Genomic DNA, 24,361 nt, shown 5'->3' on the forward strand with positions numbered 1-24,361 from the left:
ATTTTCCTTATACAAACCAGTTTTTACTATAATCATCACCTAGATCAATTTTGAGTTCACCAAAACCAGGAAGAGATTGAATAATCTTTTCATCATATTCAATTTCAAAGATTATAGATATTGAGTCGGTATCTATTGACTTTTTATCTATGCTTAGCTCAAATACATCATCAAAAGCTATTTCAACTTCAAGTGGTCCAATAGATGTTTTTTGTGATTTAAAGGCTAATTTTGACTTGATATTAAGAGGTTCAATTATTATATGGATAAAATAATCACTGTTAAATTTATCTCTTTTAGCTAAAAATGAGATATATATTTTTTCACTATCTTGACCATATAGTATCTTTCTTACTGGACCTCTTTGCCTATCCATCGTTGAGAAGAGTTTACTCTCATCAATAACACCACAGCCAATCCACTCAAAAAAAGAGTCATGTTTTCCATTGAGGTATGGAGATATATGAGATTGTGGTTTTAACCAAAAATGCATAACACTCTTATCTTCTAATATTGGTATAAAAATATCAGTCGGTGCTTTAAGATCCATCAAGTCATAAATTTCAATCAAATGATTCCTAAATAACTCATCAAACTCTACACCGAAGTCTGTGTAGTGATCATCTCCATACCACCAGAACCAATCTGAGCACTCTGCAGCTAAAAAATGCTCACTTATTTTATCTTTTATCTCATCACTTAAACTATCTTTATGTCTTTGATAATCTCTTTTTGTGATATATATAAGCTCCCAAGCTCTAGTTTTTTCAATGTGACCAACCCAAGTATTAAACTCACCATTAATCCAGCTCCCAGGAGCTAAGTTTTCGAGTTTTACTTTATCTAACTCATAAACCTCATCCATAGTTAAGGTTTTGCACCACTCTAGGTTGCCTAATCTGCTATAGAGTGCATCAAAAAAATCAAAGCCATTGTTTTTATAAAACTCCCAGGCATTCTCACCATCTAAAATGATAAAAACCGTGCTTTTATTGTTTTTATGTTCTATCTTTTGAAGCTCATTTATAAAACTGTTTGCAGCAGAGATGGCTTCTTGATGTCTATATGAAAAGCCTATCAAATCACTTAAATGATGATCTCTAAATCCCATACACATCTCATTGTATTGATAAACTTTATAGAGATTATCTCTATAGTGAGAATTTATAGACTTAAAGAGTATCTCTTCATCAGTCGCTATCCATTTTATACCGTGCTGGCTTAAAAGTGCTACTGTTTTTTCATCCACTGATCCCTCAGCTGGCCAAAATCCATCAGGAGTAAACCCAAAAGTTTTAAAAAACAACTCTTTTGATTTTACAACTTGCAAGGCTGCATCATCGGCTAGTGACATGTGATCTTTAGGAATATTGGTGCTAGCGTTTGCATATATTGCATTTTTCATATCTAGTAGTAGTGGCAAAATCGGATGATTTAGAGGTGTTGTAGATATGCTAATGACTCCCTCTTCATGTAGCTTTTTATAATAATCAAAGATGCCTGAGATAAACCCAGAGAGCTCCTTTAAAAGCAAAGCTTTATCTTCATAATCATAGTCTCTTTGTTTTAAAATCAAATGTTTTACAACTTGAGAATTTTTTCTCAAATAAAAACCACACCAAGAGAGAATAAAAAGCACTTCAATATCTAAAAGTTCATTATTGTTAAAATGTTCTCTATGATATAACTCTTTATATCTCGGAAACTCTTTAACAACAGTGTCATACTGAGTGCTTTTACAAATTTTTAAAATCCAAGCTCTTGATTTTTCATCTAAAAGAGTTGGGTCACTAAGCCAAAGAGCTAAAAACTTATCATGTTCATCCGCTCTGTTATAATATAGCTCAAGCTGTTCTATAAGCGGAGATGTTATGTTAAAAGTAGCCTTTAAGCCCTTATGCCTGTAGAGCATCCAAGGCATATCATAATAATCTTTTATTGCATGCAGAAAAACCCATGGCATCTGCATAATACCGCTTACATCGCGATAATCAGGTTGATGCATATGCCATATAAAACTAAGATTCACTTTTCATCCTTTAGTCTTTTGACCATTTTAAAATTTTATCACTATATTTTTCATAAATAGCATCACCAGAATCATCATCTTTTGCTTGAATATAGATATTAAGATGATCATTATATTGATCTGGAATCATTAAAATCCAGTCTGTATCATTTTCCCAGATTTTAACACCATCATCAGTAGATGATTTTTTATCTTTTGCATCTTCTAGAAACCTTCTCATCATTTTACCCTTAAGTGATTGAACACAACCGACTTTAAAAGTTTTATAATAGAACTCTTCTATAGATCTAACAAGACTAGAGAGTTTAACTTTATGACAACTTAAAAGCTCCATTATCTTTAAAACTGAGTATATTGCATCACGAGTATAACTAAACTCAGTAAAAGCAAAATTTCCATCAACTGTAGCTATTAAATCATACTTCATAAGCTCCTTTGCTTTAAAGTTTGAGTAATTGCCTCGTTGTATATCTAGGTTTTCAAAGTACTTTATATCTGGTGACCAAGTTGGCAAAAAAACCCTTTTCTTTTTGCCAACAGCAGATAAATTTAGAAGTTCTAAGACACTATAGAGCAGTTCTACTTTACTTAACACTTTCCCATTTTCTGTTATCAAACTCAGTGTTTTGGCATTTTGATGAATGAGTACTCCCATATCAAAACCCAGACTTTTTACGATTGCAGATGTATTTGCTGCACTATTTTTTTCTAGGAGTGCGATATTAGATAATTTATGTTCATCATAGTAAGTGTTTAAAACTATATTTTCCACTCCTATAGAGTTTAGTATTGAGGGCATTATTTCAGCTATGGTGCCGTGCATCAGATCCACTACTACCTTAAAAGTACCACACTTAATGATGCCATTATTAATCTTACCCTCTATAGCATTTTTATATCTATGACACTCTTCATGGTGAGTAGTCTCACGGATACTACCAATTTGAGAATAATCCACTCTACGAAATTTTTCTGTAAAAAATGCTTTTTCAATAGTGTTTGATGAACTTGTACTTATTTTCATACCCTCTTCATTAAAGAGAGTGATTTCAGAACTAAGTGTATCTAGCGTACATCTTTTAAAATTAGCTCCACCAACTATAGAGTCATTGTTAACAATTTCATGTCTGATTACAGGTTGCGGGGCACCTTTTATATCGATAACATTAATACCAGAAGAGAGTAATCCTCCTAAAAATGCACGCTTTAGCATACGAGAACTTTTATCATGATCCCTACCTACTATAATGTTAGAGCCAATTGGAAACTGCGAAGCAAAGGCTTCAGCTAGTTTTGTAACCATTTCACATGAGAGTTCTACATTACTTTTACCAAAAACACTTCCATCTTCAAATATAGAGTTTTTATACTTACTACCTAAGACAAGATTATTACTTACGATTGAAGCTGCCTCTATCTTTTTGTCAGGCCAAATTACAACATCTTGTTGAAATATTGTCAACTCTCCGACTTCACAACCCTCAGATAAGATCAAACCAGCTTTTGCTGTTACATTTATACCTATCTCGTTACTGTTACAAATAATACAATTATCTAGCTTTGCACCTCTTGCTACACTGATATCTTCCCAAAAAACACTGTTTCTAATCTTGCAAGATGATTTAATAACTACATTATCTCCAATAATTACATTGTTTAATTTTACATTTTTACCTATTTTTACATTTTTACCTAAAAGAACTGTCCCTGTAATTTCAACAGATTTATCAAGTTTATATATCTCATCACTATACAATACTCCATCGTAATATTTTTGCTCTTTACCATGAATCTTAAAATTTACTTTATGGTTTAAAATATCATCATATACTTCTCTATAACTCTCAGGGTTTCCAACATCTCTCCAATACCCTTCTAAATTACAAGCCATCAAGTCTACGTTTTTTTTCATAAGCAGAGGAAACAAATCTTTAGCAAAGTCAAAGTTTTCATTTGTAGGGATATAGTCTAAGATTTTTGGCTCTACTATATAGATGCCAGTGTTTATTGTGTCACTGAAGACTTCTCCCCAACTTGGCTTTTCTAAAAATTTCTCAATTACACCATCTTTATTTGCTATAACTACACCAAATTGTAGGGGATTTTCAACAGAGGTTAAACCAATAGAGAGTTTAGATTTTTTCTTTTTATGAAAATCAAAGAGTTTTTTAAAATCAAAATCAGTGACTAAATCGCCACTTATAATGATAAAGTTGTCATTCCCAATATGCTCTTGTGCTAATTTCACTGCACCAGCAGTACCATAATCTCCATCAGGAACTACATAAGTTATATTAATCCCAAAATCACTTCCATCTTTAAAGTAATCCTCAATAATTTCTGGTTTAAAATACAAAAGAACTATAAACTCTTTAATGCCCAAATCTTTGAGCATCATCATTGTATGTTCCATCATAGGTCTGTTCATTATTGGTAACATTGGTTTTGGCCTTGAGTGTGTCAAAGGTTGGATTCTAGTACCAAATCCACCTGCCATAACTACTGCTTTCATGCTAAGCTCCTAAATTTATTTGTTTTTATAGTTTTAAAAGTGAGTTTTTTGATCCAAATGGCGACTCTACACTCTCTACTTGGCTATCACAACTCCATCTATTATCAACCTTATAACCAAACTCATAAGATTCATCACACTTTAAGACTTTTGTCAAATAATATTCACCACTCTTTTTTACTTTCATCTTTTCATCTTGCCAGCCATTCCACTCTCCACACAAAAACACTTCACCCTTGGATTCTGGCAGAAATGAAAAGGTGACCCAGGCTTTATCACCTTTTTTAGTTATCTTTAGCATAATCTCCTCCTTAAAAATACAAGATTTCTATTTTCTATCTTACAAAGTAGTTGTGAAGTTATTGTGAAGTTATAACACTTTCTTTATTGTGTTTTATTATAATCAAACATCTCTACATAGTACTCATCTGCCATTCTTCCAGAATGAAAATCCTGCTCTATTTCACCCATAGCATTTTTCATAATTTCTACCCATCTTTTTGGATTATCATAATATGTTGGAATTATTTTATTTTCTAATATATCCATCATGTTTTTGTTATCTAATCTATCTTGTTCTTCTATACTTAACTTAGGGTCTACCTCAGGTATAGTAAATGCATTTCTGCCATCTCTTGCAAACTCAGGATGCCAACCATCGTTTATAGAAAAATGTATGGAGCCGTTCATGCTAGCTGACATACCACTAGTACCACTTGCTTCTCTTGTGATTCTAGGGGTATTTAGCCAAACATCGCTTCCCTGCTTTAAAAGCCTTGATAGGGAGAGTTCATAGCCAACAAGAACAGCAATATTTTTATATTTATGACCAATCTTTATAAGCTCATTAAAAATATTTATAGCACCAAAGTCAGTTGGAAATGGTTTTCCTGCCCAGATTATCTGAACTGGTCTCTCCTCATTTGTTATGAGTTTTACAAATCTATAAAAATCATATTTTAAAAGTCCAGGACGCTTATACTCAGCAAATCTCCTTGCCCAAACAATAGTTAATACCTCTGGATCAAACATTTTTCCCGTTTGATTTGCAACTTCGGCAAAAAGAACTTTTTTAAGATGTTTTTTTCTAGCTTCAACCTGATAATCTTCATGTTCATCTAGTGCTCGTATAAGAATCTTATCTGTCCAGTATTTTTTATCCTGAGAGTTTGTAATAGATATAATCTCACATATTCCATCTGTGTCTTTCCACATCTCGTTTGCAACAATTCCGTGTATTTTAGAAACAGCATTTGATCTTTTAGCACTTCTTAGAGCTCCAACTGTTAAACTAAAGTTATCATCATGTTCATAACCAGATATCTCTCTTATAGTTTTTAGATCAAGTCCTGCAAAAAAACCCATCTCATGTAAGAGATGTATATTATGCACTTCATTTCCTGCGGCCTCTGGAGTATGAGTAGTAAAAACAACGTGTTTTCTAAGCTCATTTATATCGTTAAAACGGCTATATAACTCATAAACTAAAGGAAGAGAGTGACCCTCATTCATATGGTAAACATCTATATTTTGATTTATTGCTTCTAAAGCTTTCACACCACCAATACCCAAAACTATCTCTTGAGCTATACGTGTTTTTTCATTTCCATCATAAAGCTTGTGTGTAATTGTTCGTGATAAAAAGTCATTTTCATCTACATCTGTTGATAATAGAATCATAGGGGCTGTTCCAAAGACATCAGGACGAAGTAAATAAGCTTTAACAACTACATCTTTATTATTGATTCTTACAGAGATTTTTGCAGGTAACTCTTCTAAAAAGTAATAAAACTTTCTCGTATATTTTGGGTTTAGTGTACGGTCCTCATTACGCTCTTGGTCGTAATAACCAAAACTCCACAATATTCCAACACCAACAACATTTTGTTTTAAGTCATATGCAGAACGCATATGTGAGCCTGCTAGAAAACCCAATCCGCCTGAATATATCTTTAGTGCTTGATCTATAGCGAACTCCATAGAGAAGTACGCAACTGAAGTTGTATATTTGTCTTTTATATGATAATTTTGTAGTTTCATAGTTATTTATTCCCTAAATTTTTATATAATATTTGTTTGCCTAGCTCTACACCTGGTTGATTATAAGTATTTATATGCAGAACTTTACCTATTAATGAAGTTAGCAGTTCATAATAAATTATCATGGCACCTATATTTTTTTCACTAATCTCATCTAATGTAATTATGTCCGAACTCACACCTGATTGTCTTACACTCTGCATTGTAGCTTTGCATTGCTCGTTTATCAGTTTGTTAAAGCTTTGTTTATTGATAAAGTCAGTTTGTTCTATACCATGTAACGAAATATCTGGTATCTCTAAAGGGTTTTTAAAATCTTCTATATTGATAAAAGTGATACTTTTATCATTAGGTCCTTCAATTATTAGTTGCAAAAAAGAGTGCTGGTCAACTGCGCCAATAAGTCCTATAGGAGTTAAGCCAACATGATTTTTATCCCTGTCTAATTTGCCCAAAGATTCACCCCAAAGCTGGACATACCACTTTGTAAAATTCTCTAACCTATCTGCATATGAAAAAACTACATTTATATTCTCTTTTTTTGAGTTGGCATATATATAGTTAGCTTTTTCTAACAGATGGTTCTCATGTCCATTAAAAAAGCTCATCTCAAACTCTGCTGCACCTTCTAAGATAGCTTCAACATCATATCCTGCTATATAAAGCGGCACAATACCCACAGCACTTAAAACTGAGAAACGCCCACCAACATTATGCGGGATATTAAACTCTTTTATATTGTGAAATGTAGCAAATTTTGAGAGATAAGAGTCCTTATCTGTTATGGCAAATATATTAGTTGCATTATCTAACTCAAGAGAAAAATGTTTTATCAGTGTTTTAAAGATGGAGGTTGTCTCAATTGTTGAGCCTGATTTTGAGACTATAAAAAAACAAGCTCTATCTTTATCAATTTTTGAGATATTTTCTGAGATAGTTAAAGGATCAGAGTTTTCAAAAAAAATCATCTCTTTTGCATCTTTAGTTATCGGTTTAAGGATCGAATTAATCGCTTTTATGCCAAGTGAAGAACCACCTATCCCAACAACAACTACTTGAGAAAATCTATCTATATCCATAGGTTTTAACTCTTGTAGTAATTTTTTAGAGCTTTGAGGTAGTTTATAATAACCTACCTCATCTCCATCCATCTCCTTTTGCAAAGACTCAAGCATCTCATTTAGAAGATTTTTATCTTGATAAGGTAGCTTTTGTGAAAAATGGCTAGAGAATGTAAGCATTAGTTACTTCCTACAAATACACACATATCTACTAATCTTGAACTATACCCCCATTCATTGTCGTACCAGGCTAAAACTTTAACACTATTTTTATCTACAACACTTGTCATATCAGGGATATAAGTTGCACTATATGTTGAGCCAATAAAATCAGAAGAGACTCTTTTGTCACTGTCTATCTCTAAAAGACCTGCAAAGTTTGTTTTAGAGGCTTTCTCAAATGCAGCATTAATCTCTTCAACCGTAACATCTTTTTTAAGGTTAACAGTTAAATCAACCACCGAGACATCAGGAGTTGGAACGCGCATAGCATAACCATTGAGCTTATCTTTAAGATTTGGCATAACAAGTGCAATAGCTTTTGCAGCACCAGTTGTTGTTGGTATCATGTTGATTGCTGCGGCACGTGCGCGACGCATATCTTTAGGATGCTTCACATCAAGAATATTTTGATCATTTGTATATGAATGTATAGTTGTCATAAGTCCATTTTGGATGCCAAACTCATCATCTAAGACTCTACAAAGAGGAGCTAAACAGTTTGTAGTACAACTTGCATTTGAGATAATTGCTTCACCTTTGTACTCATTTGTGTTAATATTTAAAACATAAGTTGGAGTATCATCTTTTGCAGGAGCACTCATTACAACTTTTTTAACACCATCTTTTAGGTAAGCTTTAGCCTTGTCTGTAGTTAAAAAGACACCCGTACACTCTATAACAACCTCGGCACCATGCTTACCAAATTCTAACTCTTCAATGTTACGAGTAGAACTCATTGCAACTCTTTTGCCATTTATCTCTATAGTGTTTTCATCTATGATTTTTGCATCCACGCCTTTATGGACACTATCATACTTAAAAAGATACTCCAGCATATCAGCTTTTGCAGTAGTGTTAATCGCCACTAACTCTACATCATCTCTACTTGTAACTATTTTAGCGACAATTATACCTATACGACCTGTTCCATTTATTGCTACTTTTATTGCCATCTTAAAATCCTTTTCTTTTTTGTATTTAACAAAGGGTTAATAGTTGCCATTACCACAAGGTTTCTCTAGCAGAGAAAATCTTATGTGATAATGTATAGTAACACTATTTGTTTTTATAAATACTTTAATTAAAGACTATAAGAGATAAAAAATAGCTTTTAATCCAAAAATATCAAGTATATATGAAGATGTTGACTTTTTAAAAAGATTCTAAAATCTCTTTATTTTATAAGTGCAACTGCATCTATCTCCACTAAAGCATTTTTTGGTAGAGTCTTAACTGCTACAGTTGAGCGAACAGGTTTATGAGAGCCAAAAGCCTCTTCATATATCTCATTTATAGTAGCAAAGTCATCCATAGATGATATAAAAATAGTAGTCTTAATCACGCTTCCCATTGAACTGCCAGAGGCTTCTAAAACAGCTTTTAAGTTAGCTAAAACCTGTTTTGTCTGAAGAACAACATCAGCTTCACACATAACTCCATCAGAAGTAAGTGCAATCTGTCCAGAAGTAAAAACCATCCCATTTGCCACAACTGCTTGTGAGTAAGGTCCTATAGCCGAAGGTGCTTTGTTTGTTTGTATAAATTTCATTTGTAAATTTTCCTTAATTTTATTTTATTTTATCTCACTTTTTTATCTTTACTGCTCTTTCTTTACCCACATCTCTTAGATATGACCTAAAGTCAAGCTCATCCTAGTAGAGTGCAAAAGTAAAGACTATCTTATCATTAGAAGTTACAAAGTAACTATTATATACTTCATGCCCTATTTCCAAATATTTATAAGTTTTTTAAAGACTTCAAAAAGACCTTGCACTTCGCTAACACTAGTTCTCTCATTTACTGCATGAATAGTATCATTTATAACTCCAAACTCTACAACATCAACACCCTTAGCAGAGATAAATCTTGCATCTGAAGTCCCTCCAGCAGTTGAGTGTTTAGCTCTTTTACCAACTACGCTCTCTATCGCCTCATCTATTTTTTTTACAAGCTTTGTATCAGTATCTGTTTTAAATGGGTAAGAGCCTTGTGTAAGTTTTAGCTCATACTCTAAGCCATTTAAGTTTTTAGCTACAAAGTCACTTACCTCTTTTTGAGTTGTAAGAGTTGTATTTCTTACATTAAACATCATCTTTAGCTCATTTGGAGTGACATTTGTTACTTGCATCCCTGAACGAATATCAGTTATAACAAACTTACTAGGAGAAAAAAACTCATCCCCTGCATCTAAATTTACCCCAGCCATACTTAAAAGCCTTGGAGCGATGTTGTGAATAGGGTTTATTGCCTTCTCTGGATAAGCAGCGTGACCTTGTTTTCCCTTTAAAGTGATGTAACCATTTATAGAGCCTCTTCGCCCTACTTTTATAGCATCTCCAAAACTCTTCTCACAAGTTGGCTCAGCGACTACCACAGCATCAGGAAGCATTGAATTTTCTTTTAAATATTCTAAAACTTTTATAGTTCCATCTACGGCATCGCCCTCCTCATCAGAAGTTAGCAAAAGTGAGAGCGTTCCCTTAAACTCTTTTGTCTCTTTTACAGCCTGAGTAAATGCGGCTACACCACTCTTCATATCTTGGGTGCCACGACCGTAAATATAACCGTCTTTTTCTACTGCGACATAAGGGTTAGTATCCCATCCATCACCAGCAGGAACTACATCAACATGACCTGCAAAACAGAGATGCTCGCCCTCTCCAAATTTTTTATAGATAAAGAGATTTTTAACATCTTCAACATCCACACGCTTAGATGTAAACTCAGGCAAATAACTCTCTATAAAGTTTAAAAGTCCACCATCATCAGGAGTCTCACTCTTTTGAGCTATCATATATTTAAAAAGTTCTACTACATTCATAAAACACTCTTATTTCTAGTCTAAAAAACGCAATTATACACTTTTAAAATAATAAAGGTCTTTTGATTTATTTTAATTTTAAAAGTAGAGATTCATTTGCAATGGCACGTAGATGTTAAGATGTTTTACATATTAATATAGTAAAATCTTATTTATGAAAATTTAAAGGATAGTGATGAAAAAGATATATATGGCCTTTATAGGTTTAGTATTAAGTGCAGGTGTTAGTTTTGCAAGTGAGCAAAATCTTCAAATCTTTAGTGTTGAAAATAAAAATGGAGCAATCAGTGCTAAAACGATTCAAAAAGCATTTGGAGATGTTGGGCTAAAAGTTGACGTAAATAACAATATGAACTCGATTTTTTCTAAAAGATATGGCAAGGTTCATCATAAAAAGTACAACTTAGCAATATTTACAAATGATAAATTGTTAAAAAAACTTATGGACAAATATCCAAGTATTGGTGTAATAACGCCACTTACTATGTCAATCTATGTAGATGCTAAAGATAATATTAATATCTCTACTCTTTCATTACATGGAATGTCAAGAATCACAAATATTCCTCTTACAAATCCAGATTTAATAGCATACTCAAAGTTAGTAGATGTAGCACTTCACAAAGCACTCCCAAACGGTAAATACCTAAGTGTAAATCATGGGGCAAGTGAAGCTTTAGTAACTGAGTTTACAACAGAGTTTGAACTCGAAGATGGTGATACATATGAGTATGCAAAAGAGAGTTTTAAAGAAGAATTTGAAGCTGAAATAAGTCCAGTTGGATTTTTAGTTCCAAAGTCTTATGTCTTTGAGCATGACGCTTATGACTTCTTTGACACATACTCCATCATAAGATTTAATGCCATCTACCCAGTATCCAAAAATCATCCAGATGCCGGTGCTTATGCTCCTTTTTCAGTAGTTATCTATAAGAAAAAAGGTGATGACACTGTGCATATAGCTTATCCATCTATACAAAACTGGATCGGTGACTTAGATATCAAAGAAGATGCTACTATTAAAACAGTTCGCAAAACTCAAGATATGATTAAAAATATACTTAGTGAACTTACAGAGTAGTTAGCTCAAAGTACTGTCTCTTCTTCCCATCATCTAGATGGGAGGTTAAAAAAACAAAAAGACACCCTCCCTTTACTCAATTCCTCTTTGTATAATAACATCATTATCAATACCTGCAGAATATTTGTAAACAAGCATTCCTCCGCTTCTGCCTTGATAGAGTGAAACTGTTACTAAAGTTACTATCAATACAAAAGAGATATTCTCATAAAGAGCTGAATTTTTGGAAATAGCAAACCACTTTACTACAGAAGTTGCAATTAAGATAGCTACAACAACAAAGCCGAATATTTTATGAGTATTTAAAGCACTTATCCCTTCTTGAACAATATTTTGATTTTCTATAATCTTTTCTACATCATTTATTCCGCTGATTATTGCAAGAAATGATACCAACATTGCAAAACCTACAATTCGAAATGCTGCTTTGGAATAGGCTTTATCTTTTGTAACAAAATATGTAAATTGGGAAAACAAAGCGATAAGGGGTAAGGCCACTACGAAATGTACAAACGGCGGATGTAATATATTCATTTTTTTTCCTTTTCTTTAGAGAATAGAAAGATTATAGTATCAAGAAAATTAATTCAATATTAATTACAGTTAATAACTAACACCAAAAAGCAAAACAGTCATAAAGTGCCTATTTAGCATAAATACAAGTAAATTAACCTTCACTTTTTTCACTTATTAATTTAGAAGTAAGCCCTTAAAAATCAAGCTAATATTAAATAAGCTAAAATTATTTTTCTGTTAATATTTTTTGATTTGTATTCATAACTCAAGTAACATCTTGTGTGTTATGCAAGAAATCTGCCAATTAACGCACATAATGTTCTTTTATTTGAATATACAGCATTTAATATACGCTCAAAGCTTAAGAGTAATATACACTTTTCATAATCTTTATCAACAATATGATAATTTTAACTGTTTTCAGATTTTTAACACACAAAAAATATATAAGTTATTTATGTTAATTAAGATTGTTTTACATATAATGTGTTTGATTAAATAGTTATCCGCTCACTGCGTGACCGGATAACGGGGGCGCGGGTTGAACACCCACTGGTCATCTGTCGCACAGCGCCAGATAACAAGCGGATGCACAGAGCACCCAAATGAAAAATTGAAATTTTTAATTCGGGAGTCCGTGACCCGCGCCCCCGTTATATCTAAAAGTCCAACCTATCTGGAAGTTTGAATATGCCTATTTTGAAAAAAGTTGGTAAATATTTAAAAAGGAGGATTTAAAGCTTAAGTTCAAAAAGATTAAATTTGTAAGTTTTTCTATGGAATTAAGAACATGTGAAAGATGCGAAGAAAGTGTTCGCGAAACAGAAATTTGCGACACATGTTATTGTTGTACAGCTTGTTGTGCATGCTAACTTTTAACGATTATAGGAGCTCTTATGGCAGAAGAAACTTGTAAGCCTAAATGTGAAAAAACTGATGGCAGTCATGACTATAGATGCAATTGTGGAAATGACAGAACACCAGCTCAAAAAGAAGGCGACAAGAAAAAAGGTTAATAATCGCACCTTTTCTCTTGTTCAGTTAAAATCAAAACTTAAGTGAAGCTCACCTAAGTTTTGATATAATATATACAAAATTAGAGAAGGATGGGTTATGCAACTTCAATTAAGTGTAAATGATATTAAAGCATCTATTTTTTTAGAGCTATTAGAAGTTTTTAAAAAAGATAATATTGTAGAAAACTATACAATAGTTGATGGTTACAATGATTATGAAAAAGAGCTTTTAAATGATTTACAAAACCTACACTCATCTATCAAAGAAGATGGACATAAAACTAATAAGTTTATAGAAATTGATAATTTGAAATGAAATTTCAAGTTGTAGAAAAATTACTTTATAAAAAAGCATACAAAAAGCTTTCTAAGCAATACAAACATATAGACAATGACATTGATAACTTTTTAAACTCCATAAGTTCCAAAGAAGATTTAGGAACTGAATTAAAATCAAATATTTTCAAAACAAGAATCAAAAATAGTGATAAAAACAAAGGCAAAAGTGCAGGATATAGACTTATTAGCTATCTTGCAATTGTAAATAATGAACTTCAACTACTATATATTTATGACAAAAGTAAGCTAGAAAATTTAACGGAAAAAGAGATTGATAATTTAATTCTTCAAAAAATTGACTAGTAAAGATATAACAAAACAGAGTAGCCAATAAATTACCTAGCGGCAATTTATTGGCTATCTTCAGTCGTTATCCGCTCACTGCGTGACCGGATAACGGGGGCGCGGGTTGTATCTAAAGTCATCACCTCTAAAGTGATTTTAAATAAGACTATTTTTTTGTAGTCGAAAAATCATAAGGAGGATTTTCATGTCAGAAAATCAAGTTGAAGAAAAAAAAGGCTGGAGCTGGTTAGGCTTCTTTTTTGCACTGCGTTTTGGTACATTTTTGGATTGCGCTTGACAGTAACCTAAAAATAGGAATTATTATAGCTGTGATTGGCGGAATAATGCCATTGTTTTCAATATTTACTGGGATTTATGGAGGTATGAAAGCAAAAAAAGAATTACCAATTGGTGAACAAGAGTTTAAATGGGCAAATGTTGGTATTACAGTCGTAATAATTATCGTAGTATCTATTATTTCTCAAATGATAATAGCATCATTAAAAGGTTAGAATCATGAAAAAATTAAACTTTTTAGCTATTGGAGTATTCTTGTCTCTGATAATCACAGGTTGCTCCGAAACAAATGTTACTGATGAACAAGCAGGAAAACTTCCAGTTTGTGTTGAAACTAGTGATAATATATATACTATGTCTCAAGGTGCCATAAGTGAAGTTGGGGATTATTACAATCAACTTCTTGGAAAAGGAACCTATGAAATGTATCCAAGAACAGGTGGAAAACAATTAATTTTTAAAGTTAATAATGAAACTATTTTAATGGATACTAATTATCAAGAGCTTGAAAAAGGTGCTTGTATGGAAATAGTCCATGTTGTAGTAAAGGATAAAAATGGCAAAAAAGAGTTAGAGGCAGATTCCTCAAATTCAACAGACTATAGAACTCTGACAAAAGTTGCAGAATATGTTTTTAAATTTTAACAACCCATGCTATCTTTACCGATAGCATGAATTAATAGGAGTAAATATAATGAGTAGGACAATAATTTTACAAGGAACCGCAAATTCAGGAAAAACAACAACTTTAAGAAAATTAGGAAAACTTTTAATAACAAAATATAAAAAATTTGAATTCTTACAAGGAACCTTAGAAGACTATGATTTTATTATTAAAATTGAAGTTAACAATAAAACCATAGTCATAGTTAGTATGGGAGATAATGCTGATTTAAAAAATAAGTTAGACTTAGTCTATGACAAATACGATACAATAGATTTACTTTACGGTGCTTCAAGAACAAAAGGTGAAACTGTAAAAATTCATAAGAATAAAGCAAAAGAAAATAATGCAAATATTATTTGGACTTCAACATATAGAAACAAAAAAGACTCTAATAAGTTAAATATCTTAAAAGCAGAAGAGTTATATGAATTGGCATATAAATTAAAATTGATATAAAAACAAGAGTAAACAACTCAATCTATTTTTATTTTAGTTCTGTTATAATGAGAAAAATAGGATTTTTTATGCAAACATTAACAGTAAATATAGAAGATAATTTTGTACAAGATTTTTTAGCAATAATTGAGCATTATAAAGATAAAGTGCAAGTAACAAAAGATAAAAACTTAGAATATGATCCATTTTTCTATGAAAGAAAAAAACAACTTCTACAAGATATTGATGATATTGACAATGGCAAAGTTAAAATGATTAGCAATGAAGATTTTTGGGATGATATAGATAACTTTACTCAATCATTACAAAAATGAAAATCATTCACAAGCCAACTTTTTCACAACAATTAAAACAAATAATAGAGTACATTGCACAAGATAAACCTAGTGCAAGTATGAATTTTAAAAATAAGCTAAAAGAAAATATAAACCTCATTCCAAATAATCCATATCAATATGAACAATCACAATATTTTGATAATAAAAATATTAGAAATATGACATTTAAAAAATATACGATAGTTTACAGGGTAAGACCTATAAAACAAGAGATAGAAATTTTAAGAATTTTTAAACAAAACAAGCCACCACAGCAATAAAGATACAACAAAACATAGTAGCCAATAAATTACCTAGCGGAAATTTATTGGCTATATTCAACCGTTATCCGCTCACTGCGTGACCGGATAACGGGGGCGCGGGTTGAACACCCGCTAGTCATCTGTCGCACAGCGCCAGATAACAAGCGGATGCACAGAGCACCCAAATGAAAAATTAAAATTTTTAATTCGGGAGTCAGTGACCCGCGCCCCCGTTATGCACAAAAAAAAACTATTAAATAATGACAAATATAATTGATACACCAAAACCACCATATTATGCAGTTATATTTACATCAAAAAAGATTGATGAAGATAAAAGTTATAGTAAAATGTCAGATAGAATGGTAAAGTTAGTATCTCAACAAAATGGATTCTTAGGATTTGATTCAGCAAGAGAAGAACTAGGAATTACAGTTTCGTATTGGAAAGATGAAAAATCTATTTTAAATTGGAAATCAAATTTAGAACATCAAGAAGCACAAAAATTAGGTAAAGAACTTTGGTATAAACAATATAAAATATTAGGTTGTGGAGATGGTCCATCAAGTTTTAATTTTGAAGTTTTAAAACTAAATGGGAATGTTACATCAATTGACCCAATTTATCAATTTACAAAAAATGAAATACAAATAAGAATAGATGAAACATCATCAGTTGTTAGTGAAGAACTAAAGCAAAATCAAAATGATTATGTTTGGGAAAATATTAAATCAGTTGATGAACTAATTGATATTAGATTAACAGCTATGAGTGACTTTATCAAAGATTATGAAAATGGAAAAGAAGAAAAAAGGTATATTTACAATGAACTACCAAAACTATCATTTAAAGATGATAGTTTTGATTTAGTATTAAGTTCACATTTTTTATTTTTATACAGTGAACATTTTGATTTACAATTTCATGTTGATTCAATATTAGAGATGTGTAGAGTATCAAAAAAAGAAGTTAAAATATTTCCACTTCTTGATTTAAAAAATAAAAAGTCACAATATTTAGAACCAATTCTAGAAATACTGAAAGAAAAAAGTTTTGAAACGAAAATAATTAAAACAAATTATGAGTTTCAAAAAGGAGCAAACGAGTTGTTAAGCATTAAGGCGCATAACAAGTTCTCGTAGAGAAATAGTTGACCCTGCAGGTTCAACGTTATAAACCATTAATAAGGTAGGAATCTGAAGGTAATGGAATTAGAAACAAGTCGAATTATATTGCGACAATGGAGGGAGCAAGATTTACCAGTTTTCGCGGAACTAAATTCAGATCCTGATGTAATGAAATTTTTTCCTAAATTGTAAGCCGAGAAGAAAGCAATGGAATGGCACAAAAAGGCGGCGTTATCTTTCTAATTCTCTACTAATAATAATTTAGATAAAATTATTCAAATTTATTTCTCAGGGCAAGGTGAAATTCCTTACTGGTGGTAACTATTTCAAAATAGAAGTCCACGAGCGCTTTATTTTATAAAGGTCAGCAGATTTGGTGTAAATCCAAAACCAACAGTTAAAGTCTGGATGGAAGAGAAAATAATATATCTTTTTATTGTTAAATGATTAGGATAGTATTGCTTTTAGCATTAGCCCTGATTCAATAAGTTTTACTTAAATTAAAGGTATAACTAAAATGAATCAAAAAATGATGAATGGCGATTTTAAATCGAGAGTAAATGGTGCGCTTCAAACTTTAAAAGAAGGTAAAGGCGTAATTGTTGTAGATGATTATAATAGAGAAAATGAAGCAGATATAATTTTTTCTGCGCAAAATTTAACAAAAGAACAAATGGCACTTTTAATAAGAGAGTGTAGCGGGATAGTTTGTTTATGTTTAACTAAACAAAAAGTTGATGAACTTCAACTTCCAATGATGGTTCAGGATAACAACTCAAAATTTCAAACACCGTTTACTGTTTCAATAGAATCAAAAGATAATGTTACAACAGGTGTGTCAGCCCAAGATAGAGTTACAACAATTAAGTCTGCTATTTCTAGCGATGGAGCATTTAAAATTGTCTCTCCCGGACATATTTTTCCATTAAGGGCGAATGAAAACGGTGTCTTAGGTCGAGCCGGTCATACTGAAGCTAGTGTTGATTTGATGAAGTTAGCAAAGTTAGAACCTTTTGCAGTTTTATGTGAGATAACAAATCACGACGGAACAATGGCAAAAGAAGACGATATTAAACAATTTTCTGAAAAATACGCTATGCCTATTATTAGTGTAGAAGATATAATTAACTATTGAAAAGATAATAAAACTTCATAGTCAATAAATGTTCTAATGGTTATTTATTGGCTAGTGTGATTATTTAGTTATTTAACAGTCTTATAGGAGCCAATATTTAACCCTAGTGCGGGTCAAATATTGCTCTCCTTAAAAGTTATGTTCAGTCAAATTAAATTAAAGGATATCTTTGTTTTGTTCAAAATGCGGTAATGAAAATATTAAAGATGCAAATTTTTGTAATACTTGTGGCGAATCCTTAACTGTTGTTAATGCTTTTAGTACTATAAATGGAGACGGTAATTTAAACTTTGGTCAAAACAATACAATAGTTTCTGATAATATATCTGTAAACTATCAAAAGATTAGTGACCCTATTGCGTATATTAATAGAGATAAAATTATTCCAATTAAACTTGGTGCAATACCAGTTACAAATAAACTAACCATTTTTGGGAATTTGATTTCACAATATTTGATGATATAAAAACATAACAAAAACGAGGAGACACAATAATTTAAAATTATCGATCAAGACAAACGTTAACTGAATTTAGCTTGGAAAATCATTCCTAAAGGACAGGCATACTTTTAAAGACATTTATTATTGGCTATTCATCGCAGGAGGCGAAGTGTTGAACGGGAATCTTCGCGTGAGGTATTTACAACGACATTTTGGACGCCGTAGAGGAAAACAGATGAGTTTTTTTTCGGTGTCATTATTTTCTATACGATAGCCTGGTTTTCTTTACCCTGGATTGGACCAAAGGACATCTCCGAGTGTTTTATCATAGGATTGATCTGGGTCTGCTCGATGACATTATTGGATATATATTTTGGAAAGGCAGTCTTCCGTTTGTCATGGACAAAGATTCTGGAGGACTTCAATCCTAAAAAAGGCTATTTGCTAGGCATAGGAATGATATTGCTATTCTTTTGCCCAACATTGATTTTTCTACTAAGGTAAAATATGATTTACCGTGCTAACAAACCAGAGGAGGCAATCAAAAGCCAAATCAATAAAGAAAAACATGGAATTGATTTCGTAGATGCGCAAAATCTATGGCGAGATGAAAATGCACTTATTATTCCTGCAAATATTGTAGATGAAGAAATAAGATATGCTTTAATTTCAAAATTTCAAAATAAATGCTATATAGCTATTTTTACACTAAGAAGTGATATATACAGAATTATTAGTGTTAGAAGATGCAGAAAAAATGAGGAAAAAAATTATGAAAAAGATAACGGCCCAAGAGTTTGATAAAAAGTTTGATGATAGTGAAGATATTACTGAGTATTTAGATTTCTCATCTGCAATAAGACTTAAAGATATAAAAAAACTAAAAACGGAGACTAAAAAAGTCAATGTTGACTTCCCTGAATGGATAATAAACTTACTTGATGAGGAAGCTAAGAAGATTGGAGTAACAAGACAATCAATTATTAAAGTTTGGATTGCTGAAAGATTAAAAGAAGAAACTGGGAGCTTTAAAAAAATAAGTTAACAAAACATAGGAGCCAATAAGTTACCTAGCGGTCACTCATTGGCTCTATTCAAACGTTATCCGCTCACTGCGTGACCGTTAATCCCAATCATCCAAAACAAATTCATCAGAGTCATCTTGAGCTTTAGGATTATTAATTTCTGGCTCTTTTACTTCAACTTCTTTGGGTTTACTCATCTGCTCTTCAAACTTTAATTCTAAACCTTTTGAAGTCATTACAAAGCCATCAACCTTGAGTTTACCGTTGTGTATCTCGTTATGATGCTCTTTACAAAGAGGGATAAGATTGTGTTTGTTGTCTTGGTGGAAGTGACCTATAAAACCAGCTTTATCTGCAAGTGAGCGTTGTGAGATGTGGTGGACATCTTCTGCCATGGCTCCACAAATAACACACTTTGTCACATAAAGCTCTTTGTTATACTTGCTCGTTTTTTTCTTTACAAGTAGCTCTAACTCATCAAAGTCATTTGCAAGTCTTTTTCTTATCTTGTTTGCAATACTCAAAAAATCTTCATCCATATGTAGAGACTTTGCAAACTCTAAACCATAGATGCTACTTCCACTTCCAGCCTGTAGAACTCTGTTAAAGACAAGTGCATCTTTTAGCTCATCGTACTCAACACTTAGATGCAAGTTTACTACATTATCAAGCGTGCTTATCTCTTTCATGCTTGAGAGTTGATGCAGGTGCGTTGCAAAGAGAAAAAGTGAACGAAGTTGTGAGAGTTTGATGATGGCAGATGAGACTATAGCTACGCCTGAGAGTGTCTCAGTTCCGTGACTTATCTCATCTCCGAGTATAAGTGAGCGAACTGTTGCACGGTTAAATATATTTTTAAGCTCTAGCATCTCCACTGCAAAAGTTGAGAGTCCTTTTGCAAGATTGTCTTTTGAGACTATACGAGTAAAAAGAGAGTCAAAGAGAGAGAACTTCATAACAGATGCACTTACAAAAAAGCCAGCTTGTGCCATCAAAACAGCTATGGCGATACTCTTCATAAGTGAAGACTTTCCACTAGAGTTTATACCATACAAAAGCACACCATTTATGTCATGCCCATCATGCACACCAACATCAAGCATTACAGTGTTTGGATGTGGTAAGTCCATATATGCGCGATTACCCATTACAATATCGTTTGGAACATAGATGCCAACTCTTTGCTGAGTCTCTATAAGTGGATGTCTTAGCTGCATAACTTGCATAAAGTTTTCATCCTCTTTAACGTCGATTATCATAGGTCGTGAGTGGTTATGTTCTTGTGCTACTTTTGATGAACTTACAGCTACATCTAAGTCCGAAATATAGGCTATAACTCTATCAAAAAGCAGAGAATATCTTCTCTCATAAAGAGCTTGAAGTTTTAAAAATCTATCTTTTACTAAGACTACGATTTTTCTACGATTTTTCATGATATTGTCAGAGATGGTATCTGTAAAGGCAGAGGTTATTTTTACGCTATTTGTGAGCTTTTTAACACTAAAATCTTTAAACTCTTCATGCTTTTTAAACTCACTCTCTATCATAGAAAAACGAGTCTTACTAAGAGAGATATAGTAACCCTCTTTTTCTAAAAGCCCCAAAGTTACAAAGCGACCAGATGTACTTGCATTTGTACTCTCTAGCATCTGCTCAATTTTAGCCATAATGTCCCCAAATGCTATAAGCATAGCTCTGTTTTGCTCGACTAAGATATCTACAGCCTCATCAACTCCTCTCATCAAAAAGTTTTCATCAACACTGTTGTTTGTAAAACGACGAGAGACATCTAAGTCTATGCTTTTTGTTATATCTCTTAAAAACTCATCAAGCTCACTCTCATGAAAAGGAGTTTTTTGAATTTTATGTTTTTTAGCATATAACATCAAATCTTTTACATTTAACATCGACTCATATATATGGTTCATCTCAAAAGGGTGAAGTCGCCCAAGATTTAGCCGCCTAGAGAGTCTCTCTAAGTCATAAATCCCTCTCATAGTCTCATCTAAAAACCTTGTATGGGATGAAACCCTCTCTATAAGGTTGTAACGACGTTCTAGCTCATCTTTTTCTATGATAGGGTTTAGAAGCCTCTCTTTTAAAAGCCTTCTACCAATAGCTGTTGAACTTTTGTCCATCATCTTTAAAAGTGTAAATTCATTTCTATCTTTTGAGATGACTCCAACTTGCTCTAGTGCATTATTTCCAAGGTACATAAAGCGGCGGTTATCTATGAGTTTCGGAGTATTTAGTTTTTGAACTATATGTATATCATGCTCTATTACAAAGTGGATTAAAATAGCTAAAGCTTCCGTTATCATCGGGTTTCGCTCAAGGTCAAGGTGTTCTATGGGAGAGAGTAGTGACTCGATTTGATAGGCTTCTTTGAAGAGTTCATTTTGAAACTCTATGCGTGGTCGCTTATTGTTTATGCAGTAGTGATAATGTTCGGCAATTTCAAGATACTGTAAAACATGCCTCTGATCACTCACTCCATCTAAAAAAGTAAGCACTACTTCTGAGGTCCTATATATGTTTAAAAGATTAAAAACTTCATCTAGTGCATATGCTGGATCTTCACTTGTTCCATGTGTCTCATAGAGCCAAGTCTTTCCTGTGGTTACATCTATGGCAGAGTATCCAATATTGTAGATGCCTCTGTAGCAATCAACTAAGATAGAGACAATAAAGTTATCATCATTGTCCACAATATGCTCAAAATTGGTCCCGGGTGAGACAATTTGTGAGATATATCTGCTAATTTTTGGTGGATTTCCTTTTTGCTTTACGATGATGATTGTGTATTTTTGCTCTTGGATAAGACGGTTTAAGTATCTCTCAAAAGAGACCGAGGGAACACCAGCTAAGAGTGGATTTCTAACTGAATTTTCAACTATGCTTTTGTTTTTTTTGGTAAGTTGGATATTTAAAAGCTCAGCCATCTCTTTTGCTTTACCAACTTGTAACTCATCGTTGTTAACTTCATAAACCTCAAAAAAAGTTCCAATCTCCATAAAAACAACGGTATTTTTGCCGTACTTTTTCTCAAAATGAGTTTGGAGTTCAAAATATGTTTGAGTTAATAAATTTTCTTTGTTGTTAAGTATAAAACTTACATCTGATGAGAGCATATAGTACTTTTCCACTGTTAAATATGCGGCAATTATATCATATAAAAGTGCGTAAAACTAAGAGGAGCAAGATTTGTTTAGTAAGTTGATTTGTGATGTTAAAATTTGAGTGGTAAGGTGTTAATTGTTAGTTAACGTTTTGAACTTGAAGATGAAAAAACTTGTTTTTTGAATTAGTTGCGCTGAAGTTTTTAGTGAAGTGTACTGTAGTATGTGAGTTAAAAGTTTTGGTGCAAATAATCAAAAATAATTTTTGAATTAGTTGTGCCTAAAGTTCTAGCGAAGCATACTTAAGTATGTGAGTTAGAAGTTTGGGTGCAAATAATCAAAAAATGGTGGGCATTACTGGACTCGAACCAGTGACATCTACCTTGTAAGGGTAGCGCTCTACCAACTGAGCTAAACGCCCATCTTTTAAACTATTTATTACACCAACAGTTTGTGGCGACCCCTAAAGGATTTGAACCTCTGTCTCTACCATGAAGTGATAGCGTCCTTGGCCAACTAGACGAAAGGGTCACTTTCATAAACATAAGGCTTATAAGTTTTTGTTTTGAAAATCTCAAAACTTGTTTTTTGAATTAGTTGTGCTTAAAGCTTTGGCGAAGTGTACTGTAGTACATGAGTCAAAGTTTTGAGTGCAAATAATCAAAAAATGGCGCGGTGGACGAGACTCGAACTCGCGACCCCCTGCGTGACAGGCAGGTATTCTAACCAACTGAACTACCACCGCTAATTTTTTTCTTGATTAAAACAAAAATCAAGAATTTATCAATATTTGTTTTTTGAATTAGTTGTGCCTAAAGTTCTAGCGAAGCATACTTAAGTATGTGAGTTAGAAGTTTGGGTGCAAATAATCAAAAAATGGTGGGCATTACTGGACTCGAACCAGTGACATCTACCTTGTAAGGGTAGCGCTCTACCAACTGAGCTAAACGCCCATTTTTTAAACAATATTTTAAAATATCAAAGAACTAAATTGTCACTTGTTTTTAAACAAGTTGCTAATACTAAAATCGAACAAGTTCGATGAGCCTTACGCTGAGTAAAACCTAGTGTTAACGTAGTGAAACGGACTTTGTTCGTTTCGCGTATAAAATAGTTTTTTTGAATTAGTTGTGCTTAAAGCTTTGGCGAAGTGTACTGTAGTACATGAGTCAAAGTTTTGAGTGCAAATAATCAAAAAATGGCGCGGTGGACGAGACTCGAACTCGCGACCCCCTGCGTGACAGGCAGGTATTCTAACCAACTGAACTACCACCGCTGATTTTTTTCTTGATTAAAACAAAAATCAAGAATTTATCAATATTTGTTTTTTGAATTAGTTGTGCTGAAGTTTTTGGCGAAGCAAAAACAAGCAGTTCAAATAATCGCAATTTTGTATACTATAACTAAAATCGAACTAGTTCGATGAGCCTTACGCTGAGTAAAACCTAGTGTTAACGTAGTGAAACGGGCTTTTGCTCGTTTCGCGTACAAAATAAATGGTGTCCTGTGATGGATTCGAACCATCGGCCACATCATTAAAAGTGACGTGCTCTACCAGCTGAGCTAACAAGACTTTACCCTCTTATAGTTA

24 protein-coding genes, 6 tRNA genes and 1 riboswitch are annotated in these 24,361 nt (G+C 32.7%); of the genes, 14 read left to right on the forward strand and 16 right to left on the reverse strand.

The annotated features are described in order from the left end of the window. Nucleotides 1-7 precede the first annotated feature (7 nt). From M947_RS21855 to dapE, 8 genes are all read right to left on the reverse strand, one after another. Nucleotides 8-2,029, reverse strand: coding sequence for a glycoside hydrolase family 57 protein (locus tag M947_RS21855; RefSeq protein ID WP_021288294.1), 2,022 nt, complete (start codon nt 2,027-2,029; stop codon nt 8-10). A gap of 10 nt (nt 2,030-2,039) precedes the next feature. Next, a complete protein-coding gene (locus tag M947_RS21860; RefSeq protein ID WP_021288295.1) occupies nt 2,040-4,541 on the reverse strand; it encodes a sugar phosphate nucleotidyltransferase in 2,502 nt (833 codons plus the stop codon). Nucleotides 4,542-4,566: 25 nt separating this feature from the next. Continuing rightward, nucleotides 4,567-4,842: an early set domain-containing protein gene (locus M947_RS21865; protein WP_021288296.1), complete on the reverse strand. Its 276-nt coding sequence runs from the start codon at nt 4,840-4,842 to the stop codon at nt 4,567-4,569. Between the two features lie 83 nt (nt 4,843-4,925). Next, nucleotides 4,926-6,581, reverse strand: coding sequence for an alpha-glucan family phosphorylase (glgP, locus tag M947_RS21870; protein WP_021288297.1), 1,656 nt, complete (start codon nt 6,579-6,581; stop codon nt 4,926-4,928). Nucleotides 6,582-6,583: 2 nt separating this feature from the next. Further along, on the reverse strand, nt 6,584-7,822 hold the full coding sequence (locus M947_RS21875; protein WP_021288298.1) for a glucose-6-phosphate isomerase: 1,239 nt from the start codon (nt 7,820-7,822) through the stop codon (nt 6,584-6,586). After that, the gene (gene gap / locus M947_RS21880; protein WP_021288299.1) at nt 7,822-8,817 is read right to left on the reverse strand and encodes a type I glyceraldehyde-3-phosphate dehydrogenase; all 996 of its coding nucleotides are present in this window, start codon (nt 8,815-8,817) and stop codon (nt 7,822-7,824) included. The genes M947_RS21875 and gap overlap by 1 nt, the downstream gene beginning before the upstream one ends. 221 nt (nt 8,818-9,038) lie before the next feature. Then, entirely contained in the window at nt 9,039-9,413 is a 375-nt protein-coding gene (locus tag M947_RS21885) for a RidA family protein (protein ID WP_021288300.1), read from the reverse strand. A gap of 174 nt (nt 9,414-9,587) precedes the next feature. Next, nucleotides 9,588-10,685 carry a succinyl-diaminopimelate desuccinylase gene (gene dapE / locus M947_RS21890; protein ID WP_021288301.1) on the reverse strand — a complete coding sequence of 366 codons (1,098 nt, stop codon included), beginning with the start codon at nt 10,683-10,685 and terminating at the stop codon, nt 9,588-9,590. 175 nt (nt 10,686-10,860) lie between these two features. Between dapE and M947_RS21895 the strand changes: the two genes are divergently transcribed. Further along, nucleotides 10,861-11,766, forward strand: a complete 906-nt coding sequence (locus M947_RS21895) for a hypothetical protein (protein WP_021288302.1) — start codon at nt 10,861-10,863, stop codon at nt 11,764-11,766. 72 nt (nt 11,767-11,838) lie between these two features. Here M947_RS21895 and M947_RS21900 read toward each other — a convergent pair whose 3' ends face one another. Then, nucleotides 11,839-12,300: a DUF2231 domain-containing protein gene (locus tag M947_RS21900; RefSeq protein ID WP_021288303.1), complete on the reverse strand. Its 462-nt coding sequence runs from the start codon at nt 12,298-12,300 to the stop codon at nt 11,839-11,841. Between the two features lie 1,095 nt (nt 12,301-13,395). On the opposite strand from M947_RS21900, the gene M947_RS21905 reads away from it, so the two are divergent. The 13 genes from M947_RS21905 to brnA all read left to right on the forward strand — a co-directional run bounded on the left by M947_RS21905 (nt 13,396) and on the right by brnA (nt 19,671). Beyond that, a complete protein-coding gene (locus M947_RS21905) occupies nt 13,396-13,614 on the forward strand; it encodes a hypothetical protein (RefSeq protein ID WP_021288305.1) in 219 nt (72 codons plus the stop codon). Next, complete coding sequence (locus M947_RS21910) at nt 13,611-13,940, forward strand: type II toxin-antitoxin system RelE/ParE family toxin (protein WP_021288306.1); 330 nt, start codon at nt 13,611-13,613, stop codon at nt 13,938-13,940. Before M947_RS21905 ends, M947_RS21910 begins: the two co-directional genes overlap by 4 nt. A 311-nt stretch (nt 13,941-14,251) precedes the next feature. Continuing rightward, nucleotides 14,252-14,434: a hypothetical protein gene (locus M947_RS23555; protein WP_156022387.1), complete on the forward strand. Its 183-nt coding sequence runs from the start codon at nt 14,252-14,254 to the stop codon at nt 14,432-14,434. A gap of 4 nt (nt 14,435-14,438) precedes the next feature. Continuing rightward, on the forward strand, nt 14,439-14,864 hold the full coding sequence (locus M947_RS21915) for a hypothetical protein (protein ID WP_021288309.1): 426 nt from the start codon (nt 14,439-14,441) through the stop codon (nt 14,862-14,864). A 49-nt stretch (nt 14,865-14,913) separates the two neighbouring features. Beyond that, nucleotides 14,914-15,342, forward strand: coding sequence for a P-loop NTPase family protein (locus M947_RS21920; RefSeq protein ID WP_021288310.1), 429 nt, complete (start codon nt 14,914-14,916; stop codon nt 15,340-15,342). A 68-nt stretch (nt 15,343-15,410) separates the two neighbouring features. Then, entirely contained in the window at nt 15,411-15,656 is a 246-nt protein-coding gene (locus M947_RS21925; RefSeq protein WP_021288311.1) for a hypothetical protein, read from the forward strand. After that, nucleotides 15,653-15,940 (forward strand): type II toxin-antitoxin system RelE/ParE family toxin, encoded by a 288-nt coding sequence (locus tag M947_RS21930; RefSeq protein WP_021288312.1) that lies wholly within the window; start codon nt 15,653-15,655, stop codon nt 15,938-15,940. Before M947_RS21925 ends, M947_RS21930 begins: the two co-directional genes overlap by 4 nt. Nucleotides 15,941-16,182: 242 nt before the next feature. After that, nucleotides 16,183-17,064 (forward strand): antibiotic biosynthesis monooxygenase, encoded by an 882-nt coding sequence (locus tag M947_RS23650; RefSeq protein WP_021288313.1) that lies wholly within the window; start codon nt 16,183-16,185, stop codon nt 17,062-17,064. Between the two features lie 63 nt (nt 17,065-17,127). Continuing rightward, on the forward strand, nt 17,128-17,241 hold the full coding sequence (locus M947_RS23880) for a GNAT family N-acetyltransferase (RefSeq protein ID WP_021288314.1): 114 nt from the start codon (nt 17,128-17,130) through the stop codon (nt 17,239-17,241). An 88-nt stretch (nt 17,242-17,329) separates the two neighbouring features. Then, a riboswitch (FMN riboswitch) is annotated at nt 17,330-17,473 on the forward strand. A gap of 93 nt (nt 17,474-17,566) precedes the next feature. Further along, entirely contained in the window at nt 17,567-18,184 is a 618-nt protein-coding gene (gene ribB / locus M947_RS21940) for a 3,4-dihydroxy-2-butanone-4-phosphate synthase (protein ID WP_021288315.1), read from the forward strand. Between the two features lie 169 nt (nt 18,185-18,353). After that, the gene (locus tag M947_RS21945) at nt 18,354-18,650 is read left to right on the forward strand and encodes a zinc ribbon domain-containing protein (protein ID WP_021288316.1); all 297 of its coding nucleotides are present in this window, start codon (nt 18,354-18,356) and stop codon (nt 18,648-18,650) included. Nucleotides 18,651-19,133: 483 nt separating this feature from the next. Then, nucleotides 19,134-19,427, forward strand: a complete 294-nt coding sequence (locus M947_RS21950) for a BrnT family toxin (protein ID WP_021288317.1) — start codon at nt 19,134-19,136, stop codon at nt 19,425-19,427. Beyond that, nucleotides 19,399-19,671 (forward strand): type II toxin-antitoxin system BrnA family antitoxin, encoded by a 273-nt coding sequence (gene brnA / locus M947_RS21955; RefSeq protein ID WP_021288318.1) that lies wholly within the window; start codon nt 19,399-19,401, stop codon nt 19,669-19,671. Before M947_RS21950 ends, brnA begins: the two co-directional genes overlap by 29 nt. A gap of 78 nt (nt 19,672-19,749) precedes the next feature. Here the strand turns inward: brnA and M947_RS21960 are convergent, their stop codons facing one another. The 7 genes from M947_RS21960 to M947_RS21990 all read right to left on the reverse strand — a co-directional run bounded on the left by M947_RS21960 (nt 19,750) and on the right by M947_RS21990 (nt 24,343). Then, nucleotides 19,750-22,782: a MutS-related protein gene (locus M947_RS21960; protein WP_021288319.1), complete on the reverse strand. Its 3,033-nt coding sequence runs from the start codon at nt 22,780-22,782 to the stop codon at nt 19,750-19,752. 333 nt (nt 22,783-23,115) lie between these two features. Then, nucleotides 23,116-23,191: transfer RNA gene (locus M947_RS21965), tRNA-Val, on the reverse strand. Between the two features lie 33 nt (nt 23,192-23,224). Continuing rightward, a tRNA-Glu gene (locus M947_RS21970) sits at nt 23,225-23,301 on the reverse strand. Nucleotides 23,302-23,438: 137 nt separating this feature from the next. Then, nucleotides 23,439-23,515, reverse strand: a tRNA-Asp gene (locus M947_RS21975). Between the two features lie 132 nt (nt 23,516-23,647). Beyond that, a tRNA-Val gene (locus M947_RS21980) sits at nt 23,648-23,723 on the reverse strand. Nucleotides 23,724-23,969: 246 nt separating this feature from the next. Beyond that, nucleotides 23,970-24,046: transfer RNA gene (locus M947_RS21985), tRNA-Asp, on the reverse strand. A 221-nt stretch (nt 24,047-24,267) separates the two neighbouring features. Then, a tRNA-Lys gene (locus M947_RS21990) sits at nt 24,268-24,343 on the reverse strand. Nucleotides 24,344-24,361 lie beyond the last annotated feature (18 nt).

This window comes from Sulfurimonas hongkongensis, assembly GCF_000445475.1.
Taxonomy (GTDB): domain Bacteria; phylum Campylobacterota; class Campylobacteria; order Campylobacterales; family Sulfurimonadaceae; genus Sulfurimonas; species Sulfurimonas hongkongensis.